Origin of the sequence: Halalkalibacter sp. APA_J-10(15), from assembly GCF_023017105.1 — a bacterium.
Taxonomy (GTDB): domain Bacteria; phylum Bacillota; class Bacilli; order Bacillales; family Bacillaceae_D; genus Halalkalibacter.
On record NZ_JALKEV010000011.1, the window covers coordinates 83,950 to 99,924 of the forward strand.

At 39.7% G+C, this 15,975-nt stretch carries 13 protein-coding genes; 11 read left to right on the top strand and 2 right to left on the bottom strand.

Annotated elements, in window-relative coordinates:
• Positions 1 to 80: 80 nt before the first annotated feature.
• From treP to MW695_RS13780, 10 genes are all read left to right on the top strand, one after another.
• Positions 81 to 1,493: a PTS system trehalose-specific EIIBC component gene (gene treP, locus MW695_RS13735; protein WP_247105929.1), complete on the top strand. Its 1,413-nt coding sequence runs from the start codon at positions 81 to 83 to the stop codon at positions 1,491 to 1,493.
• Positions 1,494 to 1,756: 263 nt separating this feature from the next.
• Entirely contained in the window at positions 1,757 to 3,415 is a 1,659-nt protein-coding gene (gene treC / locus MW695_RS13740) for an alpha,alpha-phosphotrehalase (protein ID WP_247105930.1), read from the top strand.
• A 20-nt stretch (positions 3,416 to 3,435) separates the two neighbouring features.
• Positions 3,436 to 4,161 carry a trehalose operon repressor gene (treR, locus tag MW695_RS13745; RefSeq protein WP_252120761.1) on the top strand — a complete coding sequence of 242 codons (726 nt, stop codon included), beginning with the start codon at positions 3,436 to 3,438 and terminating at the stop codon, positions 4,159 to 4,161.
• Positions 4,162 to 4,228: 67 nt separating this feature from the next.
• Complete coding sequence (locus tag MW695_RS13750; RefSeq protein ID WP_247105932.1) at positions 4,229 to 4,708, top strand: glutathione peroxidase; 480 nt, start codon at positions 4,229 to 4,231, stop codon at positions 4,706 to 4,708.
• A gap of 144 nt (positions 4,709 to 4,852) precedes the next feature.
• Positions 4,853 to 6,742, top strand: coding sequence for an ABC-F family ATP-binding cassette domain-containing protein (locus tag MW695_RS13755; RefSeq protein WP_247105933.1), 1,890 nt, complete (start codon positions 4,853 to 4,855; stop codon positions 6,740 to 6,742).
• Positions 6,743 to 6,870: 128 nt separating this feature from the next.
• A complete protein-coding gene (locus tag MW695_RS13760; protein ID WP_247105934.1) occupies positions 6,871 to 7,626 on the top strand; it encodes a DeoR/GlpR family DNA-binding transcription regulator in 756 nt (251 codons plus the stop codon).
• Positions 7,623 to 8,543, top strand: coding sequence for a 1-phosphofructokinase (pfkB, locus tag MW695_RS13765; RefSeq protein ID WP_247105935.1), 921 nt, complete (start codon positions 7,623 to 7,625; stop codon positions 8,541 to 8,543). Before MW695_RS13760 ends, pfkB begins: the two co-directional genes overlap by 4 nt.
• Before the next feature lies 1 nt (position 8,544).
• Positions 8,545 to 10,407 (top strand): PTS fructose transporter subunit IIABC, encoded by a 1,863-nt coding sequence (locus MW695_RS13770; protein ID WP_247105936.1) that lies wholly within the window; start codon positions 8,545 to 8,547, stop codon positions 10,405 to 10,407.
• 199 nt (positions 10,408 to 10,606) lie between these two features.
• Positions 10,607 to 11,113 (top strand): hypothetical protein, encoded by a 507-nt coding sequence (locus MW695_RS13775; protein WP_247105937.1) that lies wholly within the window; start codon positions 10,607 to 10,609, stop codon positions 11,111 to 11,113.
• A 122-nt stretch (positions 11,114 to 11,235) separates the two neighbouring features.
• Positions 11,236 to 12,024 carry a carbon-nitrogen family hydrolase gene (locus MW695_RS13780; RefSeq protein ID WP_247105938.1) on the top strand — a complete coding sequence of 263 codons (789 nt, stop codon included), beginning with the start codon at positions 11,236 to 11,238 and terminating at the stop codon, positions 12,022 to 12,024.
• 50 nt (positions 12,025 to 12,074) lie between these two features.
• Here MW695_RS13780 and ptsG read toward each other — a convergent pair whose 3' ends face one another.
• The gene (gene ptsG, locus MW695_RS13785) at positions 12,075 to 14,111 is read right to left on the bottom strand and encodes a glucose-specific PTS transporter subunit IIBC (protein WP_247105939.1); all 2,037 of its coding nucleotides are present in this window, start codon (positions 14,109 to 14,111) and stop codon (positions 12,075 to 12,077) included.
• Between the two features lie 182 nt (positions 14,112 to 14,293).
• The gene (gene glcT / locus MW695_RS13790; protein ID WP_247105940.1) at positions 14,294 to 15,124 is read right to left on the bottom strand and encodes a glucose PTS transporter transcription antiterminator GlcT; all 831 of its coding nucleotides are present in this window, start codon (positions 15,122 to 15,124) and stop codon (positions 14,294 to 14,296) included.
• A gap of 321 nt (positions 15,125 to 15,445) precedes the next feature.
• On the opposite strand from glcT, the gene MW695_RS13795 reads away from it, so the two are divergent.
• Positions 15,446 to 15,763, top strand: coding sequence for a hypothetical protein (locus MW695_RS13795; protein ID WP_247105941.1), 318 nt, complete (start codon positions 15,446 to 15,448; stop codon positions 15,761 to 15,763).
• Positions 15,764 to 15,975 lie beyond the last annotated feature (212 nt).

A 15,975-nucleotide genomic window follows, 5' to 3' on the forward strand; every position in this document is an offset into this window, starting at 1 on the left:
GTTAAGATCAATGAAAGCGTAATCATTTGTATATACAACATAGCGATTGAAATAAAATATATTGAGAGGAGTAGTGGAAAATGAGTCAATATAAAGAAGCAGCCAAGGAAATTCTGGAAGCGATTGGCGGTAAAGAGAACATTGCATCGGCTACTCATTGTGTCACACGTTTAAGGCTTGCGTTGGAGGATGAAGGAAAGGTAGATAAGGACAAGCTGGAGGAAATTGATGTTGTCAGAGGTTCGTTCTCAACAAATGGTCAATTTCAGGTTGTGATTGGACAAGGGACTGTTGACAAAGTGTATGCGGAGTTAATGGAGCTTGCAGGAAAAAAAGCGGCGACAAAGGATGAAGTGAAAACAGCAGCAGAGAAAAATTTAAACCCGTTACAGCGAGCGATTAAAGTACTTGCTGATATTTTTATTCCGATATTACCTGCGATTGTAACTGCTGGTTTGTTAATGGGGATTAATAATATTCTCACTGCTGAAGGGATTTTCAGTGAACAGTCCGTTGTAGAAATGTTTCCGCAGTGGGCTGATCTGGCTGATATGATTCATCTTATTGCGAATACGGCCTTTGTCTTTTTGCCAGGTCTCATCGGCTGGTCGGCAATGAGGCGCTTTGGAGGAAGTGAATTATTAGGGATTGTCCTTGGATTAATGCTCGTTCATCCAGATCTTCTTAATGCGTGGGGATATGGTGATGCACTGCAGGACGGAGACATTCCTTATTGGAATATTTTTGGATTAGATATTGCTAAGATGGGATACCAAGGTCAAGTGTTGCCGATTTTAGTTGCCGCTTATGTGTTAGCGAAAATAGAGATTGCATTACGAAAGCGAATTCCAGATGGGTTTCAGCTACTTATTGTGGCACCTGTTGCCTTATTAGTGACTGGATTTATCGCCTTTATCGCGATTGGACCTGTAACGTTTTGGATTGGTAATATCATTACTGATGTTTTTGTTTGGATCTTTAGTAATGTTGCGGCTATCGGTGGTTTGTTATATGGAGCAATTTATGCACCACTCGTTATTACCGGCATGCACCACACATTCTTAGCAGTTGACTTGCAACTGATTGGGAGTACAGGGAGCACATTCTTATGGCCGATTTTAGCACTGTCTAATATAGCTCAAGGCTCGGCAGCACTTGCCATGTATTATGTATTAAAGGATGAGAAGGTAAAAGGATTATCGATGACATCTTCCATATCAGCCTATTTAGGTATTACGGAGCCAGCGATGTTTGGAGTGAATTTGCGCTATCGCTTCCCGTTCATATGTGCCATTATCGGTTCAGCGATTGGTGCTGTATGGATAACGGTCAATTCGGTTACAGCGAATTCGATTGGTGTAGGAGGATTGCCAGGGATCTTCTCGATTACAGCAGGCTATTGGCTCGTATTTCTAGTTGGAATGGTGATTGCTATTGTTGTGCCGTTCGTCTTAACTTTCTTATACGGGAAGACACGGATGAAAGATCAGTAATCGTCTCATGAAAAATAGGCGAATGAGCCTAATGGGGAGAGAAAAGCTTGTTATTGAAATTATTCAAAAAGGACGGCTTTTCCTTTTTGAATAAACTCGAAGCAATGAGTTTATCGCTACAATCTTTTAAATCTTGTGGTGAATGCTTTTTCTCGCCACAAGACGCGTAGCGAACGGAATAATTTCTATATTTTTGTGCTTTTTGAACAGTTTCTATTAGGCTTTTTTCAAAGAAGCAGATTCAAAAGAAAGGGGCTACCACAGTGAAGGAATGGTGGAGAAAAGCAGTTGTTTATCAAATATATCCAAAAAGCTTTAATGATACGACAGGAAATGGAGTAGGGGACATACAAGGAATTATTGAAAAACTAGATTATTTACATGAATTAGGAGTAGATGTCATTTGGCTTACTCCTATTTATGCATCACCGCAAAAAGATAACGGATATGATATTTCGGACTATTTTGCGATACATGAAGAGTATGGAACGATGGAGGATTTTGAAAGGTTGATGTCAGAGGTTCATAAGCGTGAAATGAAGCTCATTATGGACCTTGTTGTTAATCATACATCAACGGAGCATGCGTGGTTCAAAGAAGCGATTGCATCTCCTCATAGTAGTTATCGCGATTACTACATTTGGAAAGATCCTGTCGATGGTGCAGAACCGACGAATTGGCAATCAAAATTCGGTGGGAGCGCCTGGGAATATAACAAACAATCTGGACAATATTACTTACACCTCTTCGATGTCACTCAAGCTGATTTAAACTGGGAAAATGAAGAGCTACGTCAAGCTATTTATGATATGATGCATTTCTGGTTTGAAAAAGGCATTGATGGATTTCGGTTAGATGTGATCAATTTAATTTCTAAGGATCAGTCATTTCCGAATGATGACAAGGGTGATGGACGTCGCTTTTATACAGATGGTCCTCGTGTTCATGAGTTTTTACAAGAAATGAATAGAAACGTTCTCGCAAAATACGATAGTATGACGGTCGGCGAAATGTCCTCGACATCCATTGAGCATTGTATTGACTATTCGAACCCTGAGCGCCGTGAATTAAGTATGACGTTTAATTTTCATCATTTAAAGGTTGATTATCCTAATGGTAAAAAGTGGGCGTTAGCAGACTTTGATTTTCAAGCGTTGAAAAAGATCCTGTCAACATGGCAAGTCGACATGCAAATAGGTGGTGGCTGGAATGCATTGTTTTGGTGTAACCACGACCAGCCACGTGTTGTATCAAGATATGGAAATGATCAAAGCTATCATAAAAAATCAGCAAAGATGCTAGCAGCCACGATTCATATGATGCAAGGAACACCGTATATATACCAAGGCGAAGAGTTTGGCATGACGAATCCTTATTTTGAGACGATTGATCAATATAGAGATGTTGAGACGTTAAATTACTATCGACAAATGAAGGAAGAAGAGCAATCAGAAGAGGATGTCATGGCGATTATTCAAGAAAAATCACGTGACAACTCTAGAACACCCGTACAATGGAACGATCAGCCTCATGGAGGTTTTACAAAAGGGACACCGTGGATTGATGTTGCAAAAAATTATAAAGAAATTAATGCGGAGAATGCTATGAAAGAGAAAGAATCGATTTTCTCTTTTTATCAACAGTTAATTCGTTTGCGGCATGAATTAGATATTGTTACGGAAGGTGTCTATCGCCAGCTTTCAAACGGCCATCCGCAATTATTTGTATATGAGCGCGTGAAGGGAGAAGAGAAATTACTTGTTATGAATAATTTTTATGGTCAAGAAGTTTCATTTGAACTTCCTGAAGAATGGCATCATGATCTAGATGCCGAGCTCTTACTAACAAATGGTATAGAGCGTAAGCTTAAAAAAAAGCTAACACTTTCTCCATATGATTCCCTCATTTTCCATAAGAAGTGATACACTAGAATGGGTGATGAATGGTGAAAAATAAATTTCAAATGATTTATGAACAAATTGCAAAGGAAATACAAAATGGAACGATTAAGGCGGGGGAGTATCTCCCGTCTGAGCATGAATTAAGACAGCAATACCATACATCACGTGAAACGGTACGTAAGGCTTTGAAGCTCTTATCGGAGCAAGGCTATATTCAAAAAATGCAAGGAAAAGGATCAATCGTATTAGATGTTTCTAAGTTCAACTTCCCGATTTCTGGACTTGTTAGCTATAAAGAAGTTTCGGAAAAGCTTGGACACCGTTCAAAAACGATGGTCATATCATTACGAGAAATAGAGCTAGATGCATCGTTAAAAGCTGAGTTTTATTTAGATGAGAGTGCTAATGGAGCCGTATGGGAACTCGTTCGCATTCGTGATATAGACGATGAATCGATTATTTTAGATAAGGATTATTTACTAACGTCGATAGTTCCAGATTTGACTGAAGAAATTACTGAAGATTCTTTATATGAATATATTGAGTCAGAATTAGGCTTAGCGATTAGTTTCGCGAAAAAGGAAATTACCGTTGAAATACCAACTGAGGAAGATCGGACGTTACTCGATTTAGAAGACTATTCGCTCATTGTAGTTGTTAAAAGTCATGTCTATTTAGAAGATACGACTCTATTTCAATTGACGGAGTCACGGCATCGGCCTGATAAATTTCGCTTTGTTGACTTTGCACGTAGAAGGCAATGGTAAGCAGAATATTCGTCTTTTGGATCACCTTCTTTTATAATAAATGTTAATAGAATGGAGGGATGCTTGTATGAGTATTCATCAATTTACTGTGAACAAATCAAACGGAGAAGAGCAATCACTAGAGGTCTACAAGGGGAGAGCTTTACTCATTGTCAACACGGCGACGAAGTGTGGGCTAGCTCCACAGTTTGAAGGTCTTGAAGAGCTATATCAGCGCTACCATGAGCAAGGCTTTTATGTGTTAGGTTTTCCAACGAATCAATTCATGAATCAGGAGCCTGTTGCTGATATAGATATGACTGAAACGTGTAAATTGAATTTCGGTGTGACTTTTCCACTGTTTGCTAAAATTCAAGTAAATGGATCAGAGGCTCATCCACTTTACTCATATTTAAAGCAAGAAAAAAAAGGACTTCTTAGCTCAGATATAAAATGGAATTTCACAAAGTTTCTTGTTGATCAAAAAGGGCATGTTGTTGAGCGCTATGGACCACAAGTGAAGCCAGAAAAAATAGAAGATGATATTAAGAAGGTATTAAAGGTATAATAGAGTCACTACGAATGAAGGGTTGTCTTAAAAGGTCCAAACAGACCGATTGGGACAACCCTTTGATAGGTTAGGTTAAGTACACCGAAAATGATTAGATTGAACCTTTCAGTGCGTTGGAGCTAGACCATAGGAGATGATGATGTGAGTATTTTGCAGGTAGACCGTTTAACGAAGTCATATGGAGATAAGGTTTTGTTTCAAGATATTTCATTTACAATAGAAGAGCAGCAACGAATTGGACTCATTGGGGTGAATGGTACAGGTAAATCCTCGCTCATGAAAATAATAGCTGGAGTTGAAGGAGCTGATTCAGGTGAGCTCGTTCACGCGAAGGATTTTCAAATTGAATATTTGTCACAGCACTCTGAATTAGCAGAGGATCTTACGGTATTAGAAGAGATCTATGCTGGTGATTCAAACATCATGGTCACGATGCGTGCTTATGAGGAAAGCTTAATGAAATTTGAGAGAGAGCCAGCAAACGAAGCATACCAAAAAACGTATATAAAGTGGCAACAGAAGATGGATGAGGTGGAAGCGTGGGAAGCGAACACCGTTGCTAAGACGATTTTGACCAAGTTAGGTGTGCACGATTTCCATTTAACAATTGGTCAATTGTCAGGTGGACAGAAGAAACGTGTGGCGATTGCGAAGGCGCTCATTCAACCAGCTGATTTGCTATTGCTTGATGAGCCGACTAATCACCTTGATCATGCTTCGATTGAATGGTTAGAAGGGTATTTGGCGAATTATAAAGGGGCGATTGTATTAATTACTCACGATCGTTACTTTTTGAATCGTGTGACCAATTATATGTTTGAGTTAGATCAAGGTTCTTTATTTGTCTATGAAGGAAACTATGAGCGCTTTCTTGAGAAGAAAGCGGATCGCCAAATGCAAGCAGAAAACAAGGAGCAGAAACGCCAAAATTTATTAAAACGTGAGCTGGCATGGTTAAAGCGCGGCGCTAAGGCTAGAACAACAAAACAAAAGGCACGTATTCAGCGCGTAGATCAAATAAAAGAAGATGCGTATGAGTCCGTTCAGCGTGAGTTTGATTTTGCGATTGGTTCGAGAAGATTAGGAAAGCAAGTTATTGAACTAAAAGCTGTCTCTAAACAATTTGCCAATCAGCAGATAGTAGATTCATTGAATGAGCTTATTATTCCCGGCGAACGAATAGGCATTGTCGGAGCAAATGGAACGGGGAAGACGACGCTATTAAACATGTTAGCTGGCAGGAGCAAACCTGATTCAGGAGAGGTATTGTTTGGGGAGACTGCTCATATCGGCTATTACACTCAAGAGGATAAAGAGATTAATGGAGATCTTAGAGTCATTGACTATATAAAAGAAATTGCAGAGGTTGTTTATACAGCGGATGGCACACAAATTACAGCCGAGCAAATGCTTGAGAGGTTTTTATTCCCGCGCTCAGGTCAATATACGTATATTAGGCGCTTATCGGGTGGAGAGAGACGTCGCCTATATTTATTGAGGGTATTAATGGAGGAGCCGAATGTACTGTTTCTGGATGAGCCGACAAATGATCTTGATACAGAGACACTTTCGGTATTAGAGGATTATTTAGAGCAATTTCCAGGTGTCGTCATAACCGTTTCCCATGATCGCTACTTTCTAGACCGAGTCGTTGATCGTCTGCTTGTGTTCGAAGGTAATGGAAAAGTGTCGAGATTTCAAGGTCATTACTCTGATTATTTAGAAGTTCAGAAGGACGTGGAGGAGCAAAGGAAGCGAGTAAGTACTCCAGAGCCAAAAAAGGAAGAGAAGCCGAAACCTAGAAAGAAGCTATCGTATAAGGATCAGCTTGAATGGGATCAAATTGAGGAACGAATTACGAAGCTAGAGCAACAGGTTGAGGAGATTGAGGAAGCCATTGAGGGTGCTGGTAGTGATTTCGGGAAAATTCAGCCACTATTAAAGGAAAAAGAACAAGTAGAAGCGGAATTAGAAGCGGCAATCGAGCGATGGACGGAGCTGTCATTGTTGCTTGAAGACCTGCAACAATAAAAGCTTGTATGATAAAGTAGTAGTGACTGTTTATGAATGGTCACTGCTTTTTTTGAATGTTTTTAAAATATAATGATTGATTTTGAGTGGTTTTGACTGTATACTATTACATATAAGAGGTGATGATCATGTTAGTGATCGAGCGTCAAAAGAAGATTATTGCGATGGTACAAGAAGAGGAAACAGTGAAAATTCAAGAGATTATGGATGTAACAGGAGCTTCAGAGTCTACTGTCCGTCGTGATTTAATGGAGCTTGAACGAGCAGGTAAATTAAAGCGATTACATGGAGGTGCTACATTACCTCAAAATAAGCTAGTTGAGCCAACAATGGAAGAGAAAACAGCCAAAAACAGTCATGAAAAAAGACAAATTGCGAAAAAAGCGGCATCATTTGTAGCAGAGGGTGATTGCATCTACTTAGATGCAGGTACGAGTACGCTCGAAATGATTCCTTTCTTAAAGGGAAAAGACGTCGTTGTTGTGACAAATGGCTTAATGAATATTGCAGCACTACTTGAGGTAGGCATTAAGACACATGTCATCGGCGGTTATGTGAAGTCTGGGACGAGTGCATTCATAGGCAGAAGTGCAATAAAGAATTTGGAAATGTTCCAATTTGATAAAGCGTTTATCGGTGTGAATGGTGTTAGCTTAAAAGGTGAGTGTACGACACCAGATCCTGAGGAAGCGTTTATTAAGGAATACGTCATAGAGCGAGCACAGCAAGCAATTATTCTAGCTGATCATTCAAAGTTCGGTGAAGTTTCCTTCTCGACATTCGCTCATATTCAAAACGTGATGATTGTAACGAGCGAGCAAATCGATGACACTTACTATCATGAATTAAAAGCTCAAACAGCATTAGAGGTGGTGACATTATGATTAGGACCGTTACGTTAAATCCAGCGATTGACCATTTTGTTCGATTAGAACAATTTGAGCTTGGTCACGTTAATCGTGCAAAAGCTGATCTTAAAGTGGCTGGAGGAAAAGGCATTAATATTTCAAAAGTATTAAAAAACTTAGGACACACAAGTGTGGCGCACGGATTGATCGGTGGATTTACAGGTCGCTTCGTGCAAGAGCAGCTTGAGCGTGATGGAATTGTCACAGAGTTCACAGCGATCAACGCAGATACGAGAATTAATATGAAAATTCAAAGTAATATGGAAACAGAAATTAATGGTGTTTCTCCCCAAATAACGGAGAACGAATTGAATGATTTAGAAAAAAAGCTTGGCCTATTACAAGATGGAGATTCACTCGTGTTAGCGGGTAGTGTTCCTGAAACGATGCCATCATCAATCTATGAGCGGTTGTTAACGAGAATAGATGGTAAAGATGTACAAGTCTTTGTGGATACGAGTGGAGCAGCGTTGCATTCTGTCATTGAAAAAAAGCCAACGTTTATTAAACCAAATCATTATGAATTAGCTGAGTTATTTTCAACGACGATTTCAACAAAAGAAGAGGCAATCCCCTATGTGAGAGAGCTTTTAAGTAAAGGCATTCAGTTTGTGCTTGTGTCATTTGCTGGGGATGGGGCGCTTTTAGGGACGGATGATGCGATTTATATGGCGAACGTTCCGACTGGGGAGGTCGTTAATTCCGTTGGTGCAGGTGATTCAGTCGTGGCAGGTTTTCTGACTGCTTTAAGTGAAGGACAGCAAATTGAAAAGGTCTTTGCATTTGCCGTTGCTTCAGGGAGTGCGACAGCATTCTCGCAAGGCTTTTGCCAAAGAGAAGCTGTTGAGACATTAACAAAAGAAGTGTTTATTACAAAATGGGGGGATGAGTAAAATGAGAATTTCAGAGCTGTTGAAAAAAGATACGATTGTGTTAAACATGAAAGCAACTGATAAGTCTTCAGCGATTGATGAGCTAGTGAGAAAGCTTGACTCTGCTGGACGGTTAAATGATCCTTCACAGTACAAGAAAGCGATTTGGGAAAGAGAAGATCAAAGTACGACGGGAATTGGTGATGGGATCGCGATTCCTCACGCGAAAAGTGCCGGTGTTCAAACACCAGCCATTGCGTTTGGGCGTTCGTCAGATGGATTAAACTATGAATCGTTAGACGGACAGCCGACTCACTTATTCTTCATGATTGCAGCATCGGAAAATGCGACTCAATCACATTTAGATACATTATCACGGTTGTCGACCTATTTAATGGATGAAGAGTTTCGCAACAAGCTTCTTGCAGCAACCTCAGAGGCCGAAATTGTAAAGGCCATTGATGAAAAGGAAGAGGAGCAATTGAAATCAGAAAAGAATCCGTCTTCAAGCTCTGACTTCCAGCTATTAGCGGTAACAGGCTGTCCAACAGGCATTGCGCATACGTATATGGCTGCTGATGCTTTGAAGGCAGAAGCAAAAAAGCAGGGAGTGACGATTAAGGTTGAAACGAATGGATCAGGCGGAGTGAAAAATCGTCTGACAGATGATGAGATTGCAGCGGCTGACGCCATTATTGTTGCGGCTGATACGAAAGTAGATATGGCTCGATTCAGTGGTAAACCAGTTATTCAAACAGGAGTGACAGATGGCATCCGTAAGCCTAATGAGTTAATCATGAAAGCGTTATCAGAAGCAGTGCCTCTGTATGAAAGTGCAGAACGTGGCAGTCAAGCAAATGAAGGGTCGGGTGAGCGCCGCGGTTTCTATAAGCATTTAATGAATGGTGTATCAAATATGCTTCCGTTTGTTGTCGGTGGTGGTATTCTAATCGCGATCTCATTTATTATCGGGATTGAGGCGAGTGATCCGGATCACCCGAGCTACAATGCCTTTGCTGATATGCTCATGACGATCGGTGGTGGCAATGCATTCGGTCTGATGATTCCTGTACTTGCGGCTTTTATTGCGATGAGTATTGCTGACCGTCCAGGTTTTGCTGCGGGTATGGTAGGTGGATTGATTGCTGCAACAGGTGGAGCTGGGTTCTTAGGTGGTTTAATTGCCGGTTTCTTAGCAGGATATGTCGCTTTATTTATGAAGCGTTTGTTAGAAGGGTTACCGCAATTTTTAGAAGGAATTAAAACCGTATTACTATTTCCGGTTCTCAATATCTTTTTGACAGGTATGGCGATGTTAGTGATCGTTAGTCCGTTAGCAGACTTTAATAGTGGTTTAGAATCGTGGTTGTCAGGTATGGGAACGTCGAACATGATCATTCTCGGAATTATTTTAGGTGGCATGATGGCGATTGATATGGGAGGACCAATTAATAAAGCTGCGTTCACATTTGGAATTGCGATGATTGATGCTGGGAACTTTGGACCGCACGCAGCTGTTATGGCTGGTGGAATGGTTCCGCCACTTGGGATTGCCTTAGCGACGACTTTCTTTAAAAATAAATTTACGAAGCAAGAGCGTGAAGGTGGTAAGACAAATTACGTATTAGGATTATCGTTTATTACAGAAGGAGCAATTCCGTTTGCCGCTGCCGATCCAGGAAGAGTGATTCCTTCGATTATCGTCGGTTCTGCTGTAGCTGGTGGATTAACAGCCTTATTCGGAATCGGTTTACCGGCGCCGCACGGTGGAGCATTTGTTATTCCCCTTGTTTATGGAAGTCCGCTTGCTTACTTGTTTGCAATTCTAGTAGGAGCATTTGTTACAGCTCTCATGCTAGGAGTATGGAAGAAGAAAACGGTTTAAGATAAATAGGAGAGCACCCAACGCTGTATGAAGCGGCTTGGGTGCTATTGGGGTTATAGAAAATTATTCGTAAATAGCCAATTTGTGTTATAGTTAAAGAATTAATTAGGGGATTTAATTCCAATTTTTAAAAGTTAGGATGTTACTGGGTAAACTAAGTATACTTTATTGTACCCTCTAATCGGTAAGGAGGAGAAAAATGAAAATAGGGTTAGAATTAATGCGATTTATCTTATTGCTTTTTGTTGGCGGCACAGTTTTAAGCATTGTTACATTCTTTGTTTATTCACTTATTGGTATTGACGCTGAAAAATACTTATGGACTTCGTTTATATTTGCTCTTATTTTCATATATATTCTATATAAAAAAAGAGGATGGGGTAAGGGATATATAGATAGTAGAGCGGTTTGGGTTTCGATCAGTGTAATCATTCTATTCATACTAGTCATTCCAGATAGGTCTCCAGAGCATCTCCATACAGTTAAATACATGTATTCGTACGGCTTTCCGTTTCAATTTTTAACGTTATATGGTGAAAATAATGGTTCGAGTTTCTTTATTTCAAACCTATTTTCTGGAGGGGTTTCGAGTTGGGTTATGAACTCTCAAATTTTCGGTAATTTCTTCGTAGTTTATTTTGCTTTTCAATTTTTATTAAAGGTTCGAGAGAGGAAAGTACAGAATTTGGACTTAGAAAGGGGTTAACAGTGAGGGTGCTGAAAAAGTAAAAGCAACTTTTTCAGTCCCTCGTTTTTCTTTAGTCTTTTAATGAATAGTATTATGATAAAATAAACATACACATATTAGTATAAGGTAGGCGAACGGAGATGAAGGTTGCGATTTATCAGATGGATATTATTGCGGGTGAGATTGAACAAAATCGTCAAAAAGTAGCGAACTGGGCAGAAGAGGTTTGTAAAGAAGATTCAGTGGATCTGCTTGTTTTACCAGAAATGTGGACCACTGCGTATACACTTCCACAACTTCAGCAATTAATTGATGAAAACAACGATGAAATGGAGTTCTTTCTAGCTGGATTAGCTCAAAAATATGAAGTGAATGTTATAGCAGGATCAATCGTTGTAAAAGAAAAAGGTCACTTTTACAACCGAGCTCTCGTCTATAATCGTCAAGGGGAGTTAGTATACCAATATGATAAGATTCATTTAGTGCCGATGTTAAAGGAAGACGATTATTTAACCGGTGGGCATAACAAGGCAGAAGTATTTGAATTAGAGGGACGAAAAATAGGATTGATCATTTGTTATGATCTGCGATTCCCGGAGCTCACAAGGTCTTTGGCCTTGGAGGGGGCGGAAATGCTTGTTGTTGTTGCAGAATGGCCTTTAGCTAGAGAGCAGCATTGGAATACGCTACTCAAAGCAAGAGCGATTGAAAATCAATTGTATGTCGTTAGTTCAAATCGTGTCGGTGCATATGATGGGGAGGAATTTGCTGGACAATCTCAAGTAATTAACCCGTGGGGAGAAGTCATCATTAGCGGTTCAGTTGAATGGGAAGAGACGTTGTTAGCCTCATTAAACGTGGAAGATGTTCAGCGCATTCGACAGGATGTTCCAGTGTTTACAAGTCGAGTCCCTTCCTTATATAAATAATATACTAAGAAAAAGCAAGGAAGTTTACGCCCTTGCTTTTTCTTATATAGTTATTTAATTTTAATGATGTCACTGTCATTACGACTCACACTTTTTCCTGCGAGCACATTAACGGATTGTCCTTCAGCTAAATTCGTGAAAACAATCGGTGTGATCGTAGAAGTTGCATGTTCCCCAATGTAACCAAGGTCGAATTTTAGAAGCTCTTGCCCTTGTGTAATCGTGTCACCTTCTGAAACGAGCGCATCAAAGCCCTCACCCTTCAAGTTCACTGTATCAAGACCAACATGAATTAAGATTTCTTGACCTGAATCAGCTAAAATACCAATAGCATGCTTCGTTGGGAAGAAATTAATAATTTTACCGTTCACAGGTGAAACGACTAAGCCTTCTGATGGTACAATGGCAAAGCCGTCTCCCATCATTTTACCTGAGAACACTTGATCAGGAACTTCTGTAATCGGTAAAACATCCCCAGCAATAGGTGCATGGAACGACAGCTCCCCATTTGTAGTAGGTGTTGTTTCTTGTATCTTTTCTTCAACAGGTTGTTCCTCTTCAGGAGCAGGTGTACGTCCACTAATAATATTTTGCATTTGTGATTTAATTTGATCAGAACGAGGACCAAAGATCGCTTGAATGTTGTTACCCATTTGCATCACACCGGATGCACCGAGTTTCTTTAATGTATCTTTCTCCACTTTATTGACATCATCAACGCTAACGCGTAGACGAGTAATACAAGCGTCTAAGTTTGTTAAATTCTCTTTTCCGCCTAGTGCTTTTAATACTTCATATGGTAGTTCTGAAGTAGAGCTTGATGGCTTTTCTTCACTTTCTTCATCGTCTTCACGTCCTGGTGTCATTAAGTTAAACTTCTTAATGGCAAAGCGGAAGCCGAAGTAATAAATAACTGCAAATATTAAACCAACTGGAATAACAAGCCACCAGTCTGTACGACCAGGTAAGACACCATAAAGTAAGAAGTCAATAACCCCACCTGAGAAGGTCATTCCAATTTTTACGTCAAGCATGTGCATAACCATAAAGGATAAACCTGCGAAAATCGTATGAATCGCAAATAATAATGGAGCAACGAATAAGAAACTGAATTCAAGTGGCTCTGTAATCCCTGTTAAGAAAGACGTTAAGGCTGCAGAAATCATAATACCAGCTACGACCTTCTTCTTCTCAGGACGTGCGCAATGATAGATCGCAAGTGCTGCTGCTGGCAGACCGAACATCATAAATGGAAACTTACCAGTCATAAATGTACCAGCCGTTAACTCTGCACCATCACGAATTTGATTAAAGAAAATTTGTTGATCTCCACGTATTAGCTGACCAGCTGCATTTGTATATTGACCAAATTCAAACCAGAATGGTGAATAGAAAATGTGATGTAACCCGAATGGAATTAATGCACGTTCAATCACTCCGAAAATAAAAGCAGCTATCGTACGATTGGAATCGACCATTAAGTAAGAGATCGCGTTCATTCCTGTTTGCACAGAAGGCCAAACGAAATGTAAGAGAACCCCAACGAAAAGGGCGAAAAACGCTGTTGCAATTGGAACAAAGCGCTTACCGGCAAAGAATCCAAGGTACGGTGGTAGCTCAATGTTGAAAAATTTGTTATACATATAGGAGCCTAGTAGACCGGCAATAACCCCACCGAATACTCCTGTTCCTAAAGTAGGAATACCGAGAATTAAACTATATTGTGGGTTTTCAGCATTAATCATGTCTGCATGAATACCACCCATAACACCCATCGTTACGTTAATAATCAAGTAACCGATAATGGCAGCAAGTCCAGCAACACCGTCTCCATTTGATAAACCAATCGCTACCCCAACAGCGAATAAAAGCGGAAGGTTATCAAAAACGATGGAACCAGCACTTTGCATGATGCTTGCTAGCATGACAACCCAAGTTGCTTCAAGTGCAGGGATCGCAGATGTAATATCAGGGTTTTGCAAGGCATCACCAAATGCAAGCAGAATCCCTGCAGCTGGTAAAAGCGCTACTGGAAGCATAAGTGCTTTACCTACACGCTGTAATACGCCAAAAGACTTCTTAAACATATAATTTCCTCCTTAATAAATAGTTTGATGAAGACGACACAACACAAAAAAGACATGAGTGAAAAGAGGTATCACAAATGATATAGGATAACATTATTGTCTCCTAATCATTGTGAATTACTCTCTTTTCTCTCATGCCTGCATGACCAGTCACACGGTAAAAAGAATAGTAAAAAATGACATTATTTTTTAGCTAGACGCTGAAGATGTAATGTTAAGTAAACAGCTTCAGCATCAGGGACATCGCGGTGCAATGTTTGCTGCATAATCTTCATCAATTTCCAAGAAAGATTGTAGCATATTGGATATTCTTCTTGCAACACTCTTTTTAAAGATTCTTGATTATCGATGTAATTTTCCTTTTCGATTCGTTCAATGACATGATGAAGATGACGTACTAATCGTAAATAATTAATGTCTTGACGATCAATCGAAATCGATAAGACATTTTCGATAATTTGGACTAACTCACCAATTAATCGTGTATGCTTATTGACTTCAGATAGTGAACGGTTCGACAAGGCGCTATGAATATGCAAAGTAACAAAGCCAATTTCTCCACGTGGAATGTGAATGTTGAGTGACTCATTCAAATATTCGATTAATTCACTTGCAACCGCATATTCCTTCGGATAAGCGAGCTCCGTTTCTGTAAGAAAGGGATTTGAAATATCAAGACCTTGCTTAACACGCTTCACTGCATAGAATAAGTGATCGGTTAAGGCGATATGGATATGTTCATGGAGCTTGATGGAGAAGCGCTTTTCGATTAAATGAATCATATCATCCATTAAACCGATAAAACCTTCATCAACATAATCAAGTAGCTGTTTATACTGCTCTTGTTCTTTTGCTTCTTTTAAAATAAAAAATTTCTCTGCTTCTTCCTCTGATACCGTCTCACCACTTTTTTTACCAAAGCCAATCCCTTTACCGATAAGAACGACTTCTCCATATTTAGAATCTGTGGCTACGAGGACATTGTTATTTAATGATTTTTTGACGGAGAGCATGACTAACCTCCCATCTTATTAAGATTTTCTTTGTAAGTCTTTTTATTCGTACAATTGACACTCATTCTATCATAGCGAGATTGCATGAAAGCGTCAATCATTGTATGTTGTCTATTTTTAGTAAGTGTGTATGGAAAAGGTGAATAATGGAGACCACTGGATAAATACTTAGCCTAAACTTATCCAGTGATCTCGAATGATGGACATATTGGTAACAGTATATAGATCCGTGCTAATCGTCATCCTTTTGTCATGATGATGATCGTGGTATGATAGATATATAGAGAATAACTATTTTGAAAATGGGAGGGTATCATAAACATGGAGCAAGAACAATTACATTCTTATTTTGAACAACGCCTTCAAGCGGCAAAACGACAGTTTGAGAGAACGGTTGATTGTAAGCACACTGAGTTTGATGATCTCTACCCATATATAACAGAACAGCCTCAATTCTTTTGGTATAAGCGCTATGTGGCATGGCAAGAGCTATTAACGCTTGTTGGTATGGCGAAGGATCTCAAGATCAAATGGCAGCCTTTATTTATTGACAAGCAAATTGCCTTTGTTGAGGCTAGAGTCTTGGATGCAAAGGTGTTAGATGAATGGTTTGAAGAGCAAGAGGCAGAAGCGAAATAGACAAAGTACAACACGTGGGGCTTGGTAGCTTTACGTGTTGTTCTCGCTTAAGAAGATATGGTTAAGGTTTACAGATATAGTCGGCTCATACGTGATAGTATGAAAGAACCCCACTTTCAGTTGTGCTCAAACTCATTGTAACGGTTACATACGCCCGCTAAAAAATGATAAATGTCGCAGAAGTAAGTGAGGGAATAATTGAGGAAAATGTA